Origin of the sequence: Paenibacillus methanolicus (assembly GCF_008124765.1) — a bacterium.
Taxonomy (GTDB): Bacteria; Bacillota; Bacilli; order Paenibacillales; family Paenibacillaceae; genus Paenibacillus_Z; species Paenibacillus_Z methanolicus.
The window spans coordinates 383,779-402,586 of record NZ_VNHS01000002.1 but is presented as its reverse complement, the minus strand read 5'-3'; the positions used below and the strand labels follow the sequence as shown (position 1 = coordinate 402,586).

Genomic DNA, 18,808 nt, shown 5'->3' with positions numbered 1-18,808 from the left:
GACTAAAGTCGTAAAGGGGCCGGTACGCCATGTCCGAACAGCAGCACCGTATTCTCGTCGTAGACGATGAAGAACGTATCCGCAGATTGTTGAAAATGTACTTGGAGAAGGAAGGTTACGTCATCGAAGAAGCGGAAGACGGGGAAAGCGCGCTTCGGATGGCCAGCGGCAAAGATTTTGATCTCATCCTGCTTGACGTCATGCTCCCCGGCATTGACGGCATCGAGGTGTGTTCCCGGCTCCGTCAGGTGAAGGCGACGCCGGTAATCATGCTCACCGCCAAAGGCGAGGAGATGAACCGCGTGCAAGGGTTTGAAGTCGGCGCCGACGACTATGTCGTAAAGCCGTTCAGCCCGCGCGAAGTGATCTACCGGGTGAAGGCGATTCTACGCCGTTCGTCGGCGACCGCGTTCCTGTCGAAGGAGACGCTCACCAGCAATAACATCGTGTTCCCGCATCTGATCATCGAGCATGATGCGCACCGCGTCATGGCAGGCGGCCACGAGGTCAGCCTGACGCCGAAGGAATACGAACTGCTGCATTATTTGGCGATTTCCCCGGACAAAGTATTCTCCCGCGAAGAGCTGCTGAAGGATGTCTGGAACTACGAGTTCTTCGGCGATCTTCGCACGGTCGATACGCACGTGAAGCGGCTGCGCGAGAAGCTGAACAAAGTATCGCCGGACGCGGCCTCCATGATCACGACCGTGTGGGGCGTCGGCTACAAGCTGGAGGTTCCGAAGTAACCAATGCTAGGACCGCTATGGCGCAGTGTTGTCGGTAAGCTATGGATGACGATCATCGGGCTGGTAGCCGTCGTCCTGCTCATATTGGGCGGGTTTCTGCTTCAGTATATCGATTTGCAGTTCGATGATACGACCTCGCACCGGGTCAAGGTACTGTTCGTTTACACGTGCATAATCGGGTTTCTGTTGTCCACTTTTTTTGCCTTTTTTCTATCGACGAAGATCACGCAGCCGCTCATCCAGATGAAGAAAGCGGCGGACCTGATCGCCAACGGCGAGTACCGGACGCGCGTCTCCGTTCGTTCGAACGACGAGATTGGAGACCTGGCAGATACGTTTAACCATATGGCGCAGGAACTGGATACGCTTATCCGTGACTTGAACCATGAGAAGGATCATTTGGCGAGCGTGCTTCGCAGCATGGCGGACGCGGTGATCACGTTTGACGCGGAAGGGGCGGTCATTCTTTCGAACCCGCCCGGTCAGCAGCTGCTGGACCGGTGGAGCGCGCTCGATTGGTCCGAAGCGGAAGCGTCGGGCAAATACCGGGTTCGCAATCAAGTGCCCATCCCGCTATTCGAGATCTATCGGAACGTGCTTCGCAAAGGCCGGGATATGACGGACAAGCTCCATGTCCAGAGCGGCGTATGGTCGATCGTTATGGCTCCGCTGAAGTCGCATGAATCCGTTCGCGGCGCGGTTGCCGTCATGCGGGACGTCACCGAGGAGTCCAAGCTCGAGAAGCTTCGCCGCGATTTCGTCGCGAACGTATCGCACGAAATCCGGACGCCGCTCTCCATGCTGCAGGGCTATAGCGAAGCGCTGCTGGACGACATTGCCAGCTCCCCCGAAGAGCGGCAGGAGCTCGTGCAGGTGATTCACGACGAATCGCTGCGCATGGGACGACTGGTGAAGGATTTACTGGATCTGGCCCGGATGGAAGCCGGACATATGGAGATGAATCCGGTTCATGTCGACTTGTCGGCGCTGCTGCGCCGGGTTCACCGGAAGTTCAACGTGTATGCCAAAGAACGGGGCATCAAGCTGGAATTGTCGATGGACGAGGAAGAGCTGGATATCCAAGCAGGAGACGAGGATCGGCTGGAGCAAGTGCTGACCAACCTGTTGGACAATGCGTTGCGGCATACGAGCGCCGGGGCGAACATCCGACTGACTGGCAGCTATACCGTCCTGGAAGGCAAAAGCTGGGTGTCGTTAGGCATAGCCGATGAAGGCGAAGGCATTCCTGAAGAAGATTTGCCCTTCATCTTCGAACGCTTCTACAAGGCGGATAAAGCCCGCAAGCGCGGAGCTACGTCAGGCGGCGGTGGCACGGGGCTTGGCCTGGCGATCGTCAAGAACATTATCGAGGCGCATCGCGGCAAGATCGAAGCCCGAAGCAAGATCGGCCAAGGAACCACCTTCACGCTGCTGCTTCCTGTCGAAGCGACTTAGAATTTGTTTAAGCACACCGATTCGGTGTGCTTTTTTTGTTGAAGCAAGCCGACAAATCTTGTTCGGCCAAAACGTCGACACCAGCACCCCGACAAACTCTGCCACCATCCGGGCGGGGGGGGGGGGGGGGGGGGCGAATTCTCCGCTTGATATGTCAAAAAAGCGCCGTCTCGGAGGAGACAGCGCTCGGCACAATGCCATATGAAGAATTAGTAAAGAGTGATCTCTTTTGCTTTGTTCAAATCCGGCAATGCCGTAACTTCGGCGAGCAGTTCCTTCGGCGCCGCTTTGTCGACGGTGAGCACCATGATGGCGCTGCCGCCGGCGAGCTGACGGCCAACTTGCATCGTGGCGATGTTGACGTCGTTGTTGCCGAAGAGCGTACCGATTTTACCGATGATGCCCGGTTTATCGTTATGCGAGACGAGCACGAGATTGCCTTCCGGCGCGACGTCGACCGGGAACTTGTCGATTTGCACGACGCGCGGACCGTAACCGGTCAGCAGCGTCCCGGCGACAAGACGCTCTTCGGCCTTCGTGCGAAGGCTGACGGAGACCAAGTTCGTAAAGTCGCGCGATTCTTTCGTTTTGTTGACGATGATGTTGACGCTGCGTTCCTTCGCCAGGTGCATCGAGTTGACGACGTTTACCTGCTCGCGACCGAGGTGGTGAGCCAGCACGCCGCGCACGATGTAGCGGGTAAGCGGCTGCGTATCCACGTCCGCCAGTTCGCCGGAGTAGCTGACTTTAATCTCCGATACCGCGCCTTCCGTCAGCTGGGCCGCGAAGCTGCCGAGCTTCTCGCCGAGTGCGAAGTACGGCTGCAGCGTCTTCAGCAGCGTTGCGGGAATCGGAGGCATGTTCACCGCGTTCGTGAACGGCGCGTCGCGCAGAATGTTCAGCACTTGCTCGGATACGTCGATCGCAACGTTCTCTTGGGCTTCCACGGTAGAGGCGCCAAGGTGCGGCGTCACGATGATTTTCGGATGATTCAGGAACGGATGGTCGGCAGCAGGAGGCTCGACTTCGAATACGTCGAATGCCGCGCCGGCCACGATGCCTTGGTCGATCGCTTCCACGAGCGCGAGCTCGTCGATGATGCCGCCGCGCGCGCAGTTGACGATACGCATGCCCTTCTTCATGACTTCGAATTGGGCGCTTCCGATCATATGCCGCGTCTCAGGCGTGAGCGGCGTATGTACCGTCATGAAATCAGCGTTGCGGACGATATCGTCTACGGTGGAGAGGCGAATGCCCAGCTGCTCCGCGCGTTCTTCCGTCATGAACGGGTCGTAGCCCCAGATGTCCATGCCGAACGCTTTGGCCCGCTTGGCGACTTCGCTGCCGATGCGGCCCATGCCGAGTACGCCCAGCACCTTGCCGCGAAGCTCGACGCCGACGAACGATTTGCGGTCCCATACGCCGCCGACCGTCTTGAGATAGGCTTGAGGAATATGGCGCGCAACCGCCATCATCATCGCGAAGGTGTGTTCACAGGTCGTAATTGTGTTGCCATCTGGCGCGTTGATCACGATAATGCCGCGCTGCGTTGCCGCTTCCAGGTCGATATTGTCGACCCCGACGCCAGCGCGTCCGACGACCTTCAGCTGTTTGCCTGCTTCCATGACGCGGGCGGTTACCCGTGTTTGGCTGCGGACCAGCAGGGCGTCATATTCGCCGATAATGGCGATGAGCTCATCCTCGCTAAGGCCGGGTTTTTTGTCAACAGCGACGTCGGTAGCTTCCACAAGCTTCTGGATCCCGAGATCGCTGATCGGATCTGATACCAATACTTTGAACATGTGAACGTGCCTCCTGAGCGTTATTCCCGCGTCCCGGCATTGCTTTGACCGATTAACGATTTAAAGCAAGCGAGTCTGCGGATTGATTCGGGTGCGGCGGAGTCGCATATGCTAAAAACCCTCGCAAGCCGCTATGTAGAGCGGGGCGAGAGTCTGGCATGCTATCCACTTCAATCATGACCGTAAACTCGAACGTTTTGGCGAAAGATGCCGAGAATGTTCGATTTTACGAACACCGAACTGCTATGGTCTCTACTATTTTATAGCAACCTTGTGGATAAAATCAATGCCGAAACTTGCCCATTTGTGAAAATTTCGTTATGATCAAGGGCAAATGAAGGCTAAAAACCGAGGTGTTTCGCATGGCAGAATGGCTGCAAATCAGTTCTGAAAAATTTGTCGAATCGTTGGAAACGGGCGAAATCAAACGTTCGCGAATTATCGACGTACGCGAGAAAGAAGAATGGGATTACTATCATTTGGAACAATCGACTTGGATACCGATGCAGACGATCCCGGTCCGTCTTGACGAATTGGATCCGGAGGAAGAGTTATATATAATCTGCGCCCATGGAATCCGGAGCGACCGCGTCTGCGCTTATATGAGCGAAAAAGGCTACAGCCGCCTCCGCAACGTTGAAGGCGGAATGGCGGCCGTAGCCGAACTTCTGGGATTTCAATACGATTGAGCGATCCAATGCATCAGTTTTCTTCCGGATAGAAGAAGGGGAGCTGGGGGATCGTTTCCTTCCCGTATACTTTCGCTTTGCTGCTCAGGAAATCGCCTGAACGAACGGCGTTGGCGTTGACGAGCAAATCGACGACGGCATCGACCGATTTCATTTTCATTTTGGCCGCTTCGCCCGACATAATGTAGTCATCGACCGCGGATACCAGATCCTGCGGATAATACGACGTCATGAGCATTCTCGCTTTCATGTGATCGGCCATCAGCTTGTTCTTCACCGTAAGGGGGAGCGTTTTCCACTGGTTAATGCCGAGAATCGACGCAGGCTCGTAGGTAGCCGGAATTTTCTTGTTCACCGTGTTGCTCCAACGGAGCATGGACTGGTAGTAGTCCAGCTGGCCGGACATGAGTTGCTCGACGCCTTCCTTATAGTAGGAGTCTTTCTTGAGCGCGACGAGCAGCTCGTCCGTCTCGACGTCCTTGGACGACACGGCGCCGCGGCTTGCGGCTTCGCCGAGCAGCTTCAGCCCTTTCAGAATCTCGACCTGGGCTTGCTGCAGAAGCGGGGAAGAACTGGCGACGGAAGCCGTCTGGGCTTGCGCGTATTTCTGTTTGGCGAGGCTCGAGAGCTCCTTTAGCGCCGATGCCGGCTCGGCGAGCTGGCCGGAGTTCATCTTCTCCATCGTCTTATACCACTCGGATTGAAATTCACGATAAGGTAAAAATACAGTATGATAGAAGGAGACCAGATCTTGCTGAGGGTACGAGCCAGGCTTTGCCGCGGCGCCGGTGAGATGTTTCGCCTGCTCTACATACTTCGCTTCGGTCTTCTCGGCGCCGATCTTGGCTCCGTAGAAGAAAGCGCCCACGGCTACGACGAGCATAAAGATGAAACCGAGGCTAAAAATGAGTTCTGATCGGGTTAGTCGTTTCTCCATGGTAATCTCCTTCGTCCCAATTTTCGCCAAATTTCGCGGCAGCAATTGTCCTACTAGTATAGGGGAATTCAAATCAAAAGAAAATACGAACCTACTTAGACAGGCGGTAATGTATGAAAAAGCTGGACCTGAGCAAGTTCAAATTGCGGACCGTCTCCATTGACGACATCGACGACCGCATGCTGCTCATCAATTTGTACGCCACGCAAGCTGTTACTTTTATTATCGGTTTGATATGGGTATTTTTTCAGCGGGGAAACCCATTTTTATTATTTTCCAGTCCGGGTGCTTGGGATTTCCTTTATTGGGGAGCCGGCTTGGCCGCGGCGGTGCTCGTCGTCGATTTGCTCGTCTCGCGATTCGTCCCCGAAGAGGTTGGCGACGACGGCGGCGTGAATGACCGCATATTTAGAAACCGGGCGGTCTGGCACATCGTACTGCTGTCGTTTATTGTCGCCGTTTGCGAGGAAACCTTATTCAGGGGAGGCGTGCAGCATCTCATCGGTCCGTATTGGACCAGCATTGTATTCGCCGCTATTCACGTTCGCTATTTGCGGCATTGGATTCCGACAGGGCTGGTGTTCTCGATCAGCTACGGCTTAGGTTGGATTTACGAGCAGACGGATACGCTGTGGGCGCCGATAGCGGCGCACTTCCTGATTGATACTGTGATGGGTTTGATTATCAGGTTTCGGAGGGAACAGTAGGCATGAGCAGAGTGGAGAAATTCGGCAGGAAACGCCCGCTTGAACCGGAAACGAAGCATAGACAACGCCCCACGGATACGGAAGCATCGGCCGAGATCGCGGCCGCTTCCGCGGATCTGAACGGCTGGCAGGCGGAGGAAGGGGAACTCCCTTCGCGCCGCGACTTGTATCCGTCCCATCGTTACAAAATCACGTACTGGTTTTACCGTGTCCTTATCTTTTTGTTTATTATGCTGGCGGCAGGCCTGCTGATGTGGGGGAAGAAGCGATATGGTCTATAGCTTGGCGATTGCGGCCGCGACGGCTGTCATCGGGTTGTCGGTGGCGATTTATGCCATGTATCGATATGCGCATCGGTATCAAGTGGATGAGCAGACCATCTCGTCAAGCAGGCTGCCTGCCTCCTTTGACGGCGTGAAGCTGCTCTTCGTCTCGGATATTCACGGACACCGGATTCCGCAAACGGTCGTGGATGCGTGCACCCAATACGGCGATATCGGACTGGTGTTGATCGGCGGCGATTTGCGAGAAGGCGGGGTTCCGCTGGAAAGAAGCAGGGGCAATATTCGCGCGTTGCGGAATATCGCCCCTATTTATGTAGTCTACGGCAATCATGACTACGACGATGATATTCGTAGTTTGGAAGTGATGCTGCGGGAAGAAGGCGTACGGTTGCTGACTAACGAAGCCGTCTTGCTGGAGCAAGCGGAAGGCGGCGCGATCAGGTTGGCAGGCGTAGACGACCCGCGCACGAACCGAGAGGACGTTCGATTGGCGTTAGGCGGCGATGGAGCGAATGACGACTTGTTCACGCTGCTGCTGGCGCACGATCCCGTCATCGCGGATAGACTGCTCCCGGAACAGGCCGCCCGCATCGATTATATTTTGGCCGGACATACGCACGGTGGACAAATCGTCCTGCCAATTATCGGTCCGCTGGTCACATCCAAGAATGTACGGACGTATTTGAGAGGTTGGTACAACAACGGGGAAGAACGACGAACATCCGAGACGGCGTCGCCCCGGATGTTCGTCAGCTGCGGCTTTGGCACCTCGAAATTCCCGCTCCGTCTTGCGGCCCCTGCCCAGGTTCATATCGTTACTTTGCGGGCTTTGTCGTAGGAGTCGTGTCGATTGTGGCAGGATCGATGAAGGCATAGCCTTTGTTTTTGAGCTGCGTAAGCAAATTGTCCAACGCGTCCTTCGTCCAAGGCAGTTCGTGCATGAGGATGTTCGCGCCGGGATGGAGTTGTTCCATGACGTTGGCAATGACTTTCTCCGGCTTATCCTTCGTGCTCGCATCCCAATCCAACGACCCGTTAGACCAGGTCATGAACAACAGCTCGGATTCCGCGGCGATCTTCTTGACGAGATCGCCCCCGGAGCCGAAGGGCGGACGGAAGAATCGCGGCGTTAGACCCGTTGTTTTCTTGACGATTTGTTGAACGTCGCCGATTTGTTTGCGAACCGTCTTTTCGTCCTCTTTCTTCAGATCGACGTGATCCCAAGAATGGTTGCCGATTGTCTGGCCGCGGCTGGCAATCAGTTTCAGCAGCTCAGGCTTCGCTTTAACGCGGTAGCCATTGACGAAGAAGATCGCTTTCGTATGGTGTTTATCCAGCGTATCGAGCATCGCCTTCAGCGTCGTCTCGTCCTTCGGCCCATCGTCGAACGTGAGCAGTACGGCCTTCTTTGCAGCCTCGGATCCCGCGATGGGCTCGAACCGATATGCGGCATTCATGGTATATTGCAGCGTCGTCTGCTTCGTACCCTCGGGAACCTCAGGCTGAAGGGTAATCGTCTCTTTAGTGGAAGTGGGAGCGCCATCGCGAACCGGGTCATTACTCCTCGCGGCGTTGGAAGACGGCGTAACCGCGTTTGCATTTGACGGAGCCGCGCTGATTTCTTTGTTGGGTTCGGCGGAAGATGAGGCATTCGCGCGAGACGGGTCGACTGTCTGCTCGGCCGGGCTGCCGCAAGCGCTTAGAATCGCGACGAACGCGAGGATTGAAGTGAATTTACTCATATATGTAGGCATTTGCATGGTATATCCTCCCGAAATGCGATTTTTCGTGACAAGTTATTTTAATGGAATACCCGTTCGGCCCCTCCTTGTATCATATTTCGAAAATACGCGCGTATACGCGGGCGCTCCTTCCTGAATTTGTGGCGGATGCGCAGCTTTCCGCCGCGGTACACTAATCGCGTATCCCAGTTATCGAAGGAGGACTAGCGCAGATGAGAATGACGGGCTTTATTATCGGTACAATTACGGGCATGGCCGCAGCCGCATACTTGTCCAAGAAACGTCCGGGCATGGTCGCTTGGGCCGGTGCGGCAACGGGGGATATCATTTCATCCGTGAAAGGCAAAGCGATCGGCGCCGTGATGAACCGCAAATTCGGTCAATCCCAGTCTGTTCAGCCGACATCGGCAAGCAGCGCAGGAACGGCCAATTCCGCGGAATCTTGGGGACAGATCGAGATGCTCGTGAATAGCGATCCGGAATTGAAAAGACAGGCCGAAGAGATCGCCAGCGAGACGCCGACCACGCATTAAGCTTGTATAAAAGAAGAATCGTTAGGGCTGCTGCCGCGTAAGATAGGGCAGGGGCCTGGACGATTCTTTTTTTGTCCGAATTAGTGCATTCCCTGTACGAAAATGATAACATAGGTACATAGCACGAATTAAGCACACATTGCTCGCTGTTTCATACGCTGTTACAACAGATACTGCCGCGTTAAGCGCCATATAAGTAGCTGTTTGGTTCCGCGAAACGAAGCAGATGCTTTCGAAGAGGAGGATCCTAACATGAAAATCGAACGACTCAATCAAGACAAGATACGAATTTTTCTGACGTTCGACGACCTGCTGGAGCGTGGGATCCAGAAGGAAGACATGTGGCGCGAAATTCCCAAGGTGCACGAGCTGTTCAGCGAGATGATGGACCAGGCGTATACCGAGCTTGGATTCGATGCAAACGGACCGCTTGCGGTGGAAGTGTTCGCGCTGCCGGCTCAAGGCATGGTCGTCATCGTCACGCGGGGGAAAGTAGGCGCACGTCCCGAAGAACGAGCCATGGAGGAAGAAGAGAACGACGAGGACGTTTACGAGCTTGAAGTCACGATGGAACAAAGCGACGTCGTCCTATACGCGTTCCGTGATTTTGAAGACGTTATCGCAGCATGCAAACAATTGAACACGGCCGGTTTGTCCGAGGATGGACGGCTGTACGTATACAACAACAAATATATGCTGGCTTTCGAACCGGCTGGTTTGGAACTGGCGCGTTATCAGGCGCTGATCGCGCTGCTTGCCGAATACGGGGAAGCGGCATCCGTCACGACCGCGGTGCTGGACGAATACGGCAAAGTGATTATCCCCAGCAAAGCGGTTACGGAGATTTGCGTTCATTTTTAACCGAAACTGAAGGCTTCCGGAGCATCAAGCAGCGGGTCCACCGTTTTGCGGGATGCTCCTTTTATTGTGTCCGGGAATGCCGAACTTATGAGAATCTCGGCGACGGACGGCCATCCGCATAGAGAAGCGGGATCCCGCCCATATTATGCATTGAAAAGGTGGTGACGTTTCCAATGAGTGGAACAGAATCGCAGGATGTCCTGCTATCAACGCAAATCGTAATCGAGGAAGCGTTGCGCAAGCTCGGATATGCCGACGAAATGGTGGAGCTGCTGAAAGAGCCGATCCGGCTGCTTACCGTGCGCATTCCGGTCCGAATGGATGATGGGAAAACGAAAGTATTCCACGGATTCCGCGCCCAACATAACGATGCCGTCGGCCCGACCAAGGGCGGCGTGCGGTTTCATCCGGACGTGAACGAAGCGGAAGTCAAAGCGCTCTCGATCTGGATGAGCTTGAAATGCGGAATTGCCGACCTGCCGTACGGCGGCGGCAAAGGCGGCATTATTTGCGATCCTCGCAAAATGTCGTTCCGCGAGCTGGAACGGTTGAGCCGCGGCTATGTTCGCGCGATTAGCCAGCTTGTCGGCCCGACGAAAGATATCCCGGCGCCGGACGTGATGACCAACTCCCAAGTCATGGCTTGGATGATGGACGAGTATAGCCGGATTCGCGAATTCGACTCGCCGGGCTTCATAACCGGCAAACCGATCGTGCTCGGCGGCTCGCAAGGCCGGGAGACCGCGACTGCTCGCGGCGTCGCCATCATGATCGACGAAGCGATGCGGAAGAAAGGAATCGGGATTCAGGACGCCCGCGTCGTCATTCAAGGTTTCGGCAACGCCGGCAGCTACTTGGCCAAATTCATGCATGAAGCCGGTGCCAAAGTTATCGGTATTTCCGATGTGAACGGCGCGTTGTATAATGAGAAGGGACTCGATATCGAATACTTGCTCGATCGGCGCGATTCGTTCGGAACGGTGACGAATTTGTTCCGCGAGACGATCTCGAACGACGAGCTGCTTACGCTCGATTGCGACGTGCTCGTGCCGGCGGCCATCGAGAACCAAATTACGTCCGACAATGCCGAGCGTATCAAAGCTCAAATCATCGTCGAAGCGGCCAACGGGCCGACGACGCTGGAAGCGACTCGCATCGTCACCGAGCGCGGCATACTGCTCGTGCCCGATGTATTGGCGAGCAGCGGCGGGGTGATCGTGTCGTATTTCGAATGGGTGCAGAACAATCAAGGCTACTATTGGTCGGAAGCCGAAGTGGACGAGAAACTTCGGCGGATGATGATCCGCGGCTTCAATCAGGTGTATGAACAGCATCTGACCCGCAAAGTCGACATGCGCCTGGCCGCCTACATGGTCGGCGTGCGCAAGATGGCGGAAGCTTCGCGTCTGCGGGGCTGGGTTTAAAATACATCGGTAGCGCGTCCGCTGCCGCCAAATGGAGGTGAGAGATTAGAGGATGCTGCTATTATCGATATTGACGGCTGCCGTTGCACCGGGCATTTCTCTGCTCATGTACTTCTATTTGAAGGACAGGTACGATGCGGAACCGATTTCGATGGTCATTCGCGTGTTTTTGCTTGGCGTGCTGATCGTCCTGCCGATCATGGTCATCCAGCGGGGGCTGCTGATCTGGTTGGGCGATCACAATTTCCTCTTTGCGTTCGGGATTTCCGCGGGCGTCGAAGAGCTTGTCAAATGGTTTGTGCTCTACCACATCATTTATAATCATACGGAATTCGATGAACCGTACGACGGGATTTTGTACGCGGTCGCGATCTCGCTGGGCTTCGCCACGGTGGAGAACGTGCTGTACGCTATCTTCCAACCTGCCTCCTTCGGCTCATTGTTCGTGCGCGCCTTGCTGCCGGTATCGGGACACGCGCTGTTCGGCATCACGATGGGCTACTACCTGGGCAAGGCGAAATTCGCGCAGGGCGCCCGCGTCAAACAGTTTATTTTCCTGTCGTTATCGTTAGCGATTGTCGAGCATGGCGTGTACGACTGGATCATGGGCTCCGGCACGGTCTATTGGATTTGGTTCATCGTCCCGTTGATGGCGTACCTTTGGGTCAAAGGCATGCGCAAAATCAACCGGGCAAACGCCAGGTCGCCGTTCCGGTTGCTGCGTCGCGAGGAAGAGGTTAAGCTTTGATCGATCCGTCCATAATAAGGAAGTGGGTTCACGCGAGAATAGACCATTTCCTTTATGGAGGGACATCATGACGCCAAGGGTTAAAGTCACGATACGATGCAACCGGTGCGGCGAGAAATTCATTCTTCGGGGACGCCGGGAGAAGGGCAAGGTCGATACGGGATTCAAGCAATGCCTGTGCGACAACGCGAACGACTTCGAAGTGGAAGAGCTCGCGCTCTGACGGCCGCCGCGCCGAGGCAATTCCAGATGTTGAGGAAACATGCATAAAGCTCCTTCGGGCAAACCACACTAATGTCAGGGTTTGCATACGAAAGGAGCTTTTGCCTTATGTACCATCGATTAAGCGCCGTGCTGTTCCCCGTGATGACGCTGATGTTCATCGGGTCGATCTACTGGGGCTATCAGGAGCATCAAGAGAAGAACTCCATTCTCATCAAGGCCGAAAACCAATACCAGCGCGCGTTCCATGATCTCTCCTACCATGTGGAGCAGCTGCACAAAGAACTCGGCAGTACGCTGGCAGTCAATTCAACGTCGCAGGCGTATCAGCGCAAAGGCTTGGTGAACGTCTGGCGGTTAACCAGCCAAGCGCAGAACGAAATCAACCAGCTGCCGCTGACGCTGCTGCCGTTCAATACAACCGAAGAGTTTCTCTCGAAAATCGCGAATTTCGCCTATAAGGCATCGGTGCGGGATTTGGCGAAGCAGCCGTTGTCGGAGGACGAGTATAAGACGTTGAAGACGCTGTATAAGAACTCGGATGAAATCGCGGGCAATTTGTTGAATGTGCAAAGCAAGGTGCTGGCGAACAATTTGCGCTGGATGGACGTGGAGTCCGCGCTCGCGACGGAAAAATCGGCGCAGGATAACACGATTATCGATGGCTTTAAGACCGTAGACAAGAAAGTAAGCGAATATCCGGAGATCAACTGGGGACCGTCCGTGGCCAGCATGTATCAGAAACGTTCCGTTCAGATGCTGGGCGGCAAGAAGATGACGGCCGAGGAGATCAAGAAGCTGGCTGCCGAATTCGCGAGCATCAAGGACCCGTCCGTGATACGCGTCGTCGAGAACGGCAAAGGAACCGAGTACGAATCCTTTTCCGTCTCCGCGCCGATCGCCGGCAGCGACCGGATGATCCAGATGGATTTCACCAAGCAGGGCGGACAGCTCGTGTGGTACATGAATCCGAAGGACGTCGCCGCAAGCAAACTCACGGTCGACAAGGCCGAGAAGAACGCGACGCAGTTCTTGAACGCCCACGGCTACAAAGGGATGAAGCTAACCAATTACGACGAATACAATAACGTTGTCGCGTTCACGGCGGTCGGCTCCCAGCAAGGCGTATTGATTTACCCCGAGAAGCTGATCGTGAAGGTGGCGCTTGACGACGGGGAGGTCACCGGCTTGCAGGCGAACGACTACGTCTACGAGCATCACAAGCGCAAAATCGCCAAGCCGAAATTGTCCTCGGCGGAAGCGAGAAAAGCGCTGAACCCGGGCTTTAAGCGGACGAACGAAGGACTGGCGATCATCATGAACGATTTGGGCAAGGAAGTGCTCTGCTACGAGTTTTCCGGCAAAATAAACGGCGGCAAGTATCGGATTTACATCAACGCGGACAACGGGACCGAAGAATCGATCGAGCAGCTTCCCAAATAATATCGGTACAGTCGGGGCGGGGGGCGCAGGCATGCGCCTCCCGCTTTATTTTGTCGCCACGATTCGACAGCCTGTGCTATAATCGGGGGAAACGGGAGGAGTCACCATTATGCTGCCGAAAATCAATCAATTAATCTACTTGCAAGTTGCCTCCTCCGACGAAGAGGAAGCGTCTATCGAATACAAAACGCGCATTGCCGACGAAACCGAGGATGAAATGCTGATCGAACTGCCGGTCAGAGAAGGGACCAGCCGGTACAAGCGGCTGTTCATCGGCGACGAACTGAGCGCGTATTACGTGTCCTCCGACGGCGTGAAGCATTATTTCAACTCGCATGTCTTGGGATACAAAGAGGATGTAATCCGGCTCGTCCGCATCCGCAAGCCGGAACCGGACTCCATCACGAAGGTGCAGCGGCGTAATTTTCTTCGCGTCGGCGCCGAGCTGGAGATGGCGGTGCATTTCTCGGGCCTGCGTTTCTTGGTCGTGACGGATGACTTGGGCGGCGGCGGCGTATCGTTCCTGAGCGATGGCAAGCGTCCGATTAAGGACGGACTTGAGATGGAATGCTGGCTGCTGCTCCCTTACCGCAACGGCAGCGTCGATCACGCGCACTTTAAAGCGGAAGTCGTGCGCCTGAAGAAGCTGGAGTCCGGCAGATTGCAGATTATGTCGAAGTTTACGAGGATCTCGGAGAACGAACGGCAAAAAATCATCCGCTACTGCTTCGAACGCCAGTTCGAGCTGCGCAAGAATTAGTCCCACTTTCGGAATTCTGCACGTAAAGCGAAAACCGTGCCGGGAATCATGCATAAACGCGCGAATCATCGAAAACACTACTCCCAAGCAAGCGGAAAGGGAGTTGCAGGGATGAAGGTCAGCCAATGGTTTTCGCGAAAAAACAAGGTGTCCGGCGGTCGGACGAAACGTTTGATACGTATCTCGGACGAGGTGTCGAAATTGCTGCAAAAAATCGTAATCACGCTGTTGATTGCCGCCGTGTTAAGTCAATTGGCGCTTCAATCGGCCCCGATAAGAAGGTGGGTGACCGGCGTAGATCGGCTGGAAGGGATGCCTTTTCAGTAGATGTACGTTCTTTGCATCTGCCTCTTTAGTGTGGTATAATTTTCACATTCGCAGGCAGAGCCTGCTTTTTTCTTGACGACTTGGAGCTTTCCCTCTTTCTGGGAGCGGGGCATGCAGGTCAAGTATCGGTCCCCAAGGAGGTTTAACACCGTTGAGCAAGGATGAGAGGGTCCGCACGGAAAGAATGAATGTGGCAATCGACGGGCCAGCGGGTGCGGGCAAGAGTACGGTCGCAAGAAGAGTGGCCGGCGAACTCGGTTACGTATACGTGGATACCGGCGCCATGTACAGAGCGGTTACGCTCGCGGCGCTTCGCCAAGGCATTGAGCCTGACGAAGCGGACAAGCTGAAGGCGCTCGTCGCCTCGATCCGGATCGAACTGAAGCCGGGCGAGCAGGGACAAACCGTCTACTTGAACGGGGAAGACGTCACGGAAGCGATCCGCAGCCGGGAGGTCACGCTTATCGTATCGCCGCTCGCGGCGAACGAATCGGTGCGCGCGAAGCTCGTGGAATTGCAGAGAACGATGGCATCCGAGCGCGGCATTGTCATGGATGGACGGGATATCGGCACGCAAGTGCTGCCTGACGCCGAATTGAAGATCTTCCTTACGGCAAGCGTGCAAATTCGGGCGCAGCGCCGCTATCAGGAACTTCCCGAGGGACAGCGTATTCCGCTGACGCAGCTGGAGGCGGAGATCGCCGAGCGCGACCGAAGCGATGAACAACGCGAAATCTCGCCGCTCATTTGCGCGAAGGATGCGATCGTGGTCGATAGCAGCGAGCTTACGATCGATGAGGTCGTAGCCGTTATTATCGATCTAAGCAGATCCAAATTAGCGGAGGCGAAATAAGCGATGTTGTACGTTGTTGTCCGGGGCTTGCTCCGCATGTTTTACACGATTGTTTTTCGATTTAAGGCAGTAGGACTGGAGAATATCCCCTCAGAGGGACCGGTTGTGCTCTGTTCCAACCATATCAGCAACTTTGATCCGCCCACGGTTGGCATTAAGGTGCCGCGCAAAGTGCACTACATGGCGAAAGCCGAATTGTTCGATATTCCGGTATTCGGGCCGCTGATTCGAGGCCTGGGCGCATTCCCGGTCAAACGCGGCGGCGTGAGCAAAGACGCCATTCGCAGCGCGATCGCGCTTTTGGAGAACGGCGGCGTCATGGGGATTTTTCCGGAAGGCTCGCGCAAGGCTCCTTCAGGAATGGGCAAGAAGGGCGCGGCCATGATTGCCATGCGGAGCAAAGCAACTGTTATCCCGGTTGCGATCATAGGATCTTATAAGCCTTTCCGCAGAATGGTCATCCGTTACGGCCAGCCGATCGATATGTCGGCCTTTATTCAAGATTCTTCCTCCGATGTGCTGGAGCGGGTAACGGACGAAATTATGGCGAATATCCGGGATATGGTTCGCGAAGGCTATTAACAAATGTTTTAGGCGGTATGCGGGCCTTGGTGTTTCAAAGCGCTCGGATACGTTTAAATAAAGTTGGGGTATGAATTGAGGAGGTTATTTCAAATGTCAGAAGAAACAAAAGTGCAAGAAAATCAACAAGAGGCCATGGACAATCTTGTGTCCTTAAAGAAGGGCGATACGGTAAAAGGAACGATCGTCAAACTCGAAGACAACCAAGCTTTCGTAAGCCTTGGATATAAATACGACGGCGTCATTCCGCTTCGCGAGCTTTCCTCCATCCAATTGGATAACGCAGCCGATGCGGTTCAAGTGGGCCAAGAAATCGAGCTGAAAGTCGTATCCATCGATGACGAGAAAGAGAAACTCGTTCTTTCGAAACGCGCGATCGACGGCGAACGCGCTTGGGACGATCTGCAAGCGAAATTCGAGAGCGGCGAAGTTATTGAAGTCACAGTCGCAGACGTCGTTAAAGGCGGTCTGGTGGCTGATATCGGCGTGCGCGGTTTCATCCCGGCTTCGATGGTAGAGCGCCACTTCGTTGAAGATTTCAGCGATTACAAAGGCCGTACGCTTCGCGTGAAATTGAAAGAAATCGACCGTGAGAACAACAAAGTAATCCTCTCCGCGAAAGAAGTGCTTGACGCGGATTTCGAGCAAAACAAACAAAAAATCATGTCCGATCTGCAAGTCGGCCAAGAAATCGAAGGCACGGTTCAACGCCTTACGCCGTTCGGCGCGTTCGTGGACATCGGCGGCATCGACGGCCTGGTACACGTTTCCGAGCTTTCGTGGCAGCATGTCGCGCATCCGAAAGACATCGTGTCCGAAGGTCAAGCGGTTCGCGTGAAAGTACTGAAGGTCGATCCGGCTGCAGGCAAAATCAGCCTGAGCATGAAAGCTGCGGAGCCAGGTCCTTGGGAATCGGCTAACGGCAAATTCAACGCGGGCGACATCGTAACAGGTACAGTTCGCCGTATCGTAAGCTTTGGCGCATTCGTGGAGATCGCTCCAGGCGTAGAAGGTCTTGTTCACATTTCCCAGCTGGCGCACCGCCACGTGGCAACGCCGCAAGAAGTTGTGCAAGAAGGCCAAGAAGTCAAAGCGAAAGTACTCGACTTCAACCCAGCCGAGAAACGCGTCAGCCTCTCCATCAAGGAGACGGAAGAAGCGCCTGAACAACCAGCTAAATCGGAGCGCGCGCCTCGTGACCGCGACAACCGCGACCGTGGTCCAAAAATCGACAAAATCGATAATCCGAACGTTAGCTTGAGCGGACAAAGCATGAGCTTTACGCTGGCTGAGCGTTTCGGCGACAAACTGAGCAAGCTGAAATAATGATTTAACATTATAGACCGTTTACGATTCGCCTCAAGCGATTCGTGAACGGTCTTTTTCGTTTTACAAGAAAAACGACGTAAAGCGTGTCCGCGTAAGCGGACGTAGCGAAGGCCAGCACTAGAAGCCGGAAGGCGCGCAAAGCAGTAGAATACCACCAAGGCAAAACGTCATGAACGAAGCGCATACTCAGAGCTTTGTCCAATGGACAAAAGCGGGCCCGACTCGAAGGACACATCAATGACGGCCGCGTAGAAGGCTCGCTTACTTCGGGAACCAGAGGGACGAATCCCTCTGGTTCCCCTTCAATGGAGGGGCAATGCTGTCAGGTTAAGGAAAAACGGCTGGTGAAGCCAGCCGTTGCTATAGTTGATCGGCTTACGCACATGCATATGTCTTAGGACGAACTTCAAAACCCACTGAAGCTTTGTCCGTCAGGACAAAAGCGTGCCACACACAAGCCTTCCCGCCGACCACGAACAAACATGCCAGCACGAAAACTTGAGTCCAGAGGGCTAAGCCCTTTGGAGCCTCCTCGGCGGAGGAGGTGGGAGGAGGGAGCAACAAAAGTGGGGTCAAAAGGGCGGGGCCCTCTTAACCTGACAGCATTGCCTTAGGAGGGGGAAGGGGCGAGGACAAAAATAGGGATCAAAAGGGCGAAGCCCTTATTACTCCTTGGAATGTAAAGGAAACTTCCCGCGCATACTAAACCATCGAGCGAGGTGATCAAGATGGGGATGAATGGCGGAATAACGGCCATGTGGCTGCTGGCGATGGGAGGTATTCTCTATCTAACGGGCTGGCAAAGACAGGTGGCGGATGATGTGCCAGGCTGGAAAATCGTGGTCGTGCTGGCTGGAATTGTGCTGTTGCACCATTACCGAATTCCGATCGGCTGGAGAGGGATTGTGGTATACGGCAGCGCGGCATGGGCAATGGTCTGCGCGCTCGTCGCGTTGGCGGCATCGCGCAGCGTGACGCAGTCGTTATTCGCCTCGCTATGCGCATTGCTCTCCGGGACCGTATGGCTGTGGGTACGGTATATGTACGAGTCGGATCCGGTGTTCGTGTTTTTGCGTCCCGAACTGGATGGGCCGGTGCTGGCAGGTTTTTTGGCCGGTATGTTAACGGAGACGATCGGCATGCATCTATTCGTCGTCACGGCGGCGGCCGCGATCGCGCCGATGGCGGCGTTTTATTTACCTGCGGCCGCGGCGAGAATTGAAATCGGTTCGCTCGTCTGGTGGGATGGCATGGCCGTGTCGCTCGTTGGCGCGCGATTAACGTGGAATGTGAAGGACGGTTTACGGGCCATTGCCAAATGGCTGGGCGAAGGAAGATCCGGAGAGCGGGGAGGGAGCGTTTGA

21 protein-coding genes are annotated in these 18,808 nt (G+C 55.0%); 18 read left to right on the top strand and 3 right to left on the bottom strand.

Annotated elements, in window-relative coordinates; genetic code table 11:
* Nucleotides 1–29: 29 nt before the first annotated feature.
* Together BCM02_RS06720 and BCM02_RS06715 are read left to right on the top strand one after the other, a co-directional pair.
* Nucleotides 30–746: a response regulator transcription factor gene (locus BCM02_RS06720; protein ID WP_148928292.1), complete on the top strand. Its 717-nt coding sequence runs from the start codon at nt 30–32 to the stop codon at nt 744–746.
* A 3-nt stretch (nt 747–749) separates the two neighbouring features.
* Nucleotides 750–2,201, top strand: coding sequence for an ATP-binding protein (locus BCM02_RS06715; RefSeq protein WP_148928291.1), 1,452 nt, complete (start codon nt 750–752; stop codon nt 2,199–2,201).
* Nucleotides 2,202–2,410: 209 nt separating this feature from the next.
* On the opposite strand, the gene serA is transcribed toward BCM02_RS06715, so the two are convergent.
* Complete coding sequence (gene serA / locus BCM02_RS06710) at nt 2,411–4,003, bottom strand: phosphoglycerate dehydrogenase (protein WP_148928290.1); 1,593 nt, start codon at nt 4,001–4,003, stop codon at nt 2,411–2,413.
* Nucleotides 4,004–4,365: 362 nt separating this feature from the next.
* Between serA and BCM02_RS06705 the strand changes: the two genes are divergently transcribed.
* Nucleotides 4,366–4,692, top strand: coding sequence for a rhodanese-like domain-containing protein (locus tag BCM02_RS06705; RefSeq protein ID WP_148928289.1), 327 nt, complete (start codon nt 4,366–4,368; stop codon nt 4,690–4,692).
* A gap of 13 nt (nt 4,693–4,705) precedes the next feature.
* On the opposite strand, the gene BCM02_RS06700 is transcribed toward BCM02_RS06705, so the two are convergent.
* A complete protein-coding gene (locus BCM02_RS06700; RefSeq protein WP_148928288.1) occupies nt 4,706–5,629 on the bottom strand; it encodes a hypothetical protein in 924 nt (307 codons plus the stop codon).
* A gap of 113 nt (nt 5,630–5,742) precedes the next feature.
* Here BCM02_RS06700 and BCM02_RS06695 point away from each other — a divergent pair, with 113 nt between their 5' ends.
* The 3 genes from BCM02_RS06695 to BCM02_RS06685 are packed head-to-tail and all read left to right on the top strand — an operon-like array spanning nt 5,743 to nt 7,458.
* Nucleotides 5,743–6,336: a CPBP family intramembrane glutamic endopeptidase gene (locus tag BCM02_RS06695; RefSeq protein WP_148928287.1), complete on the top strand. Its 594-nt coding sequence runs from the start codon at nt 5,743–5,745 to the stop codon at nt 6,334–6,336.
* 2 nt (nt 6,337–6,338) lie between these two features.
* Nucleotides 6,339–6,617 (top strand): hypothetical protein, encoded by a 279-nt coding sequence (locus BCM02_RS06690; protein ID WP_148928286.1) that lies wholly within the window; start codon nt 6,339–6,341, stop codon nt 6,615–6,617.
* Nucleotides 6,607–7,458 carry a metallophosphoesterase gene (locus BCM02_RS06685; RefSeq protein WP_148928285.1) on the top strand — a complete coding sequence of 284 codons (852 nt, stop codon included), beginning with the start codon at nt 6,607–6,609 and terminating at the stop codon, nt 7,456–7,458. The genes BCM02_RS06690 and BCM02_RS06685 overlap by 11 nt, the downstream gene beginning before the upstream one ends.
* Here BCM02_RS06685 and BCM02_RS06680 read toward each other — a convergent pair.
* Nucleotides 7,436–8,374: a polysaccharide deacetylase family protein gene (locus BCM02_RS06680; protein ID WP_148928744.1), complete on the bottom strand. Its 939-nt coding sequence runs from the start codon at nt 8,372–8,374 to the stop codon at nt 7,436–7,438. The two genes, BCM02_RS06685 and BCM02_RS06680, sit on opposite strands and share 23 nt — an antisense overlap.
* 200 nt (nt 8,375–8,574) lie before the next feature.
* Here BCM02_RS06680 and BCM02_RS06675 point away from each other — a divergent pair, with 200 nt between their 5' ends.
* The 12 genes from BCM02_RS06675 to BCM02_RS06625 all read left to right on the top strand — a co-directional run bounded on the left by BCM02_RS06675 (nt 8,575) and on the right by BCM02_RS06625 (nt 18,808).
* Nucleotides 8,575–8,895, top strand: a complete 321-nt coding sequence (locus BCM02_RS06675; RefSeq protein ID WP_148928284.1) for a hypothetical protein — start codon at nt 8,575–8,577, stop codon at nt 8,893–8,895.
* A 252-nt stretch (nt 8,896–9,147) separates the two neighbouring features.
* Complete coding sequence (locus BCM02_RS06670; RefSeq protein ID WP_148928283.1) at nt 9,148–9,756, top strand: genetic competence negative regulator; 609 nt, start codon at nt 9,148–9,150, stop codon at nt 9,754–9,756.
* A 173-nt stretch (nt 9,757–9,929) separates the two neighbouring features.
* The gene (locus BCM02_RS06665) at nt 9,930–11,180 is read left to right on the top strand and encodes a Glu/Leu/Phe/Val family dehydrogenase (protein ID WP_148928282.1); all 1,251 of its coding nucleotides are present in this window, start codon (nt 9,930–9,932) and stop codon (nt 11,178–11,180) included.
* Nucleotides 11,181–11,232: 52 nt separating this feature from the next.
* Nucleotides 11,233–11,928: a glutamic-type intramembrane protease PrsW gene (gene prsW, locus BCM02_RS06660; protein WP_148928281.1), complete on the top strand. Its 696-nt coding sequence runs from the start codon at nt 11,233–11,235 to the stop codon at nt 11,926–11,928.
* A 67-nt stretch (nt 11,929–11,995) separates the two neighbouring features.
* The gene (locus BCM02_RS35160; protein ID WP_187434055.1) at nt 11,996–12,151 is read left to right on the top strand and encodes a hypothetical protein; all 156 of its coding nucleotides are present in this window, start codon (nt 11,996–11,998) and stop codon (nt 12,149–12,151) included.
* Between the two features lie 107 nt (nt 12,152–12,258).
* Complete coding sequence (gene ypeB, locus BCM02_RS06655; protein ID WP_148928280.1) at nt 12,259–13,593, top strand: germination protein YpeB; 1,335 nt, start codon at nt 12,259–12,261, stop codon at nt 13,591–13,593.
* Nucleotides 13,594–13,702: 109 nt separating this feature from the next.
* A complete protein-coding gene (locus BCM02_RS06650; protein WP_148928279.1) occupies nt 13,703–14,353 on the top strand; it encodes a flagellar brake protein in 651 nt (216 codons plus the stop codon).
* A gap of 111 nt (nt 14,354–14,464) precedes the next feature.
* On the top strand, nt 14,465–14,680 hold the full coding sequence (locus BCM02_RS06645) for a hypothetical protein (RefSeq protein ID WP_148928278.1): 216 nt from the start codon (nt 14,465–14,467) through the stop codon (nt 14,678–14,680).
* Nucleotides 14,681–14,831: 151 nt separating this feature from the next.
* Nucleotides 14,832–15,533 carry a (d)CMP kinase gene (gene cmk, locus BCM02_RS06640; RefSeq protein WP_425466152.1) on the top strand — a complete coding sequence of 234 codons (702 nt, stop codon included), beginning with the start codon at nt 14,832–14,834 and terminating at the stop codon, nt 15,531–15,533.
* Nucleotides 15,534–15,536: 3 nt separating this feature from the next.
* Nucleotides 15,537–16,115 (top strand): lysophospholipid acyltransferase family protein, encoded by a 579-nt coding sequence (locus tag BCM02_RS06635; RefSeq protein ID WP_148928277.1) that lies wholly within the window; start codon nt 15,537–15,539, stop codon nt 16,113–16,115.
* Nucleotides 16,116–16,208: 93 nt separating this feature from the next.
* Nucleotides 16,209–17,441, top strand: coding sequence for a 30S ribosomal protein S1 (rpsA, locus tag BCM02_RS06630; protein ID WP_148928276.1), 1,233 nt, complete (start codon nt 16,209–16,211; stop codon nt 17,439–17,441).
* 731 nt (nt 17,442–18,172) lie between these two features.
* Nucleotides 18,173–18,808, top strand: a complete 636-nt coding sequence (locus BCM02_RS06625; protein ID WP_148928275.1) for a YphA family membrane protein — start codon at nt 18,173–18,175, stop codon at nt 18,806–18,808.

Excerpts from the sequence above, each read along its gene's own strand:
- BCM02_RS06720 (WP_148928292.1), top strand. The coding sequence starts at position 30 with ATGTCCGAACAGCAGCACCGTATTCTCGTCGTAGACGATGAAGAACGT.
- BCM02_RS06715 (WP_148928291.1), top strand. The coding sequence starts at position 750 with ATGCTAGGACCGCTATGGCGCAGTGTTGTCGGTAAGCTATGGATGACG.
- serA (WP_148928290.1), bottom strand. The coding sequence starts at position 4,003 with ATGTTCAAAGTATTGGTATCAGATCCGATCAGCGATCTCGGGATCCAG.
- BCM02_RS06705 (WP_148928289.1), top strand. The coding sequence starts at position 4,366 with ATGGCAGAATGGCTGCAAATCAGTTCTGAAAAATTTGTCGAATCGTTG.
- BCM02_RS06700 (WP_148928288.1), bottom strand. The coding sequence starts at position 5,629 with ATGGAGAAACGACTAACCCGATCAGAACTCATTTTTAGCCTCGGTTTC.
- BCM02_RS06695 (WP_148928287.1), top strand. The coding sequence starts at position 5,743 with ATGAAAAAGCTGGACCTGAGCAAGTTCAAATTGCGGACCGTCTCCATT.
- BCM02_RS06690 (WP_148928286.1), top strand. The coding sequence starts at position 6,339 with ATGAGCAGAGTGGAGAAATTCGGCAGGAAACGCCCGCTTGAACCGGAA.
- BCM02_RS06685 (WP_148928285.1), top strand. The coding sequence starts at position 6,607 with ATGGTCTATAGCTTGGCGATTGCGGCCGCGACGGCTGTCATCGGGTTG.
- BCM02_RS06680 (WP_148928744.1), bottom strand. The coding sequence starts at position 8,374 with ATGCCTACATATATGAGTAAATTCACTTCAATCCTCGCGTTCGTCGCG.
- BCM02_RS06675 (WP_148928284.1), top strand. The coding sequence starts at position 8,575 with ATGAGAATGACGGGCTTTATTATCGGTACAATTACGGGCATGGCCGCA.
- BCM02_RS06670 (WP_148928283.1), top strand. The coding sequence starts at position 9,148 with ATGAAAATCGAACGACTCAATCAAGACAAGATACGAATTTTTCTGACG.
- BCM02_RS06665 (WP_148928282.1), top strand. The coding sequence starts at position 9,930 with ATGAGTGGAACAGAATCGCAGGATGTCCTGCTATCAACGCAAATCGTA.
- prsW (WP_148928281.1), top strand. The coding sequence starts at position 11,233 with ATGCTGCTATTATCGATATTGACGGCTGCCGTTGCACCGGGCATTTCT.
- BCM02_RS35160 (WP_187434055.1), top strand. The coding sequence starts at position 11,996 with ATGACGCCAAGGGTTAAAGTCACGATACGATGCAACCGGTGCGGCGAG.
- ypeB (WP_148928280.1), top strand. The coding sequence starts at position 12,259 with ATGTACCATCGATTAAGCGCCGTGCTGTTCCCCGTGATGACGCTGATG.
- BCM02_RS06650 (WP_148928279.1), top strand. The coding sequence starts at position 13,703 with ATGCTGCCGAAAATCAATCAATTAATCTACTTGCAAGTTGCCTCCTCC.
- BCM02_RS06645 (WP_148928278.1), top strand. The coding sequence starts at position 14,465 with ATGAAGGTCAGCCAATGGTTTTCGCGAAAAAACAAGGTGTCCGGCGGT.
- BCM02_RS06635 (WP_148928277.1), top strand. The coding sequence starts at position 15,537 with ATGTTGTACGTTGTTGTCCGGGGCTTGCTCCGCATGTTTTACACGATT.
- rpsA (WP_148928276.1), top strand. The coding sequence starts at position 16,209 with ATGTCAGAAGAAACAAAAGTGCAAGAAAATCAACAAGAGGCCATGGAC.
- BCM02_RS06625 (WP_148928275.1), top strand. The coding sequence starts at position 18,173 with ATGGGGATGAATGGCGGAATAACGGCCATGTGGCTGCTGGCGATGGGA.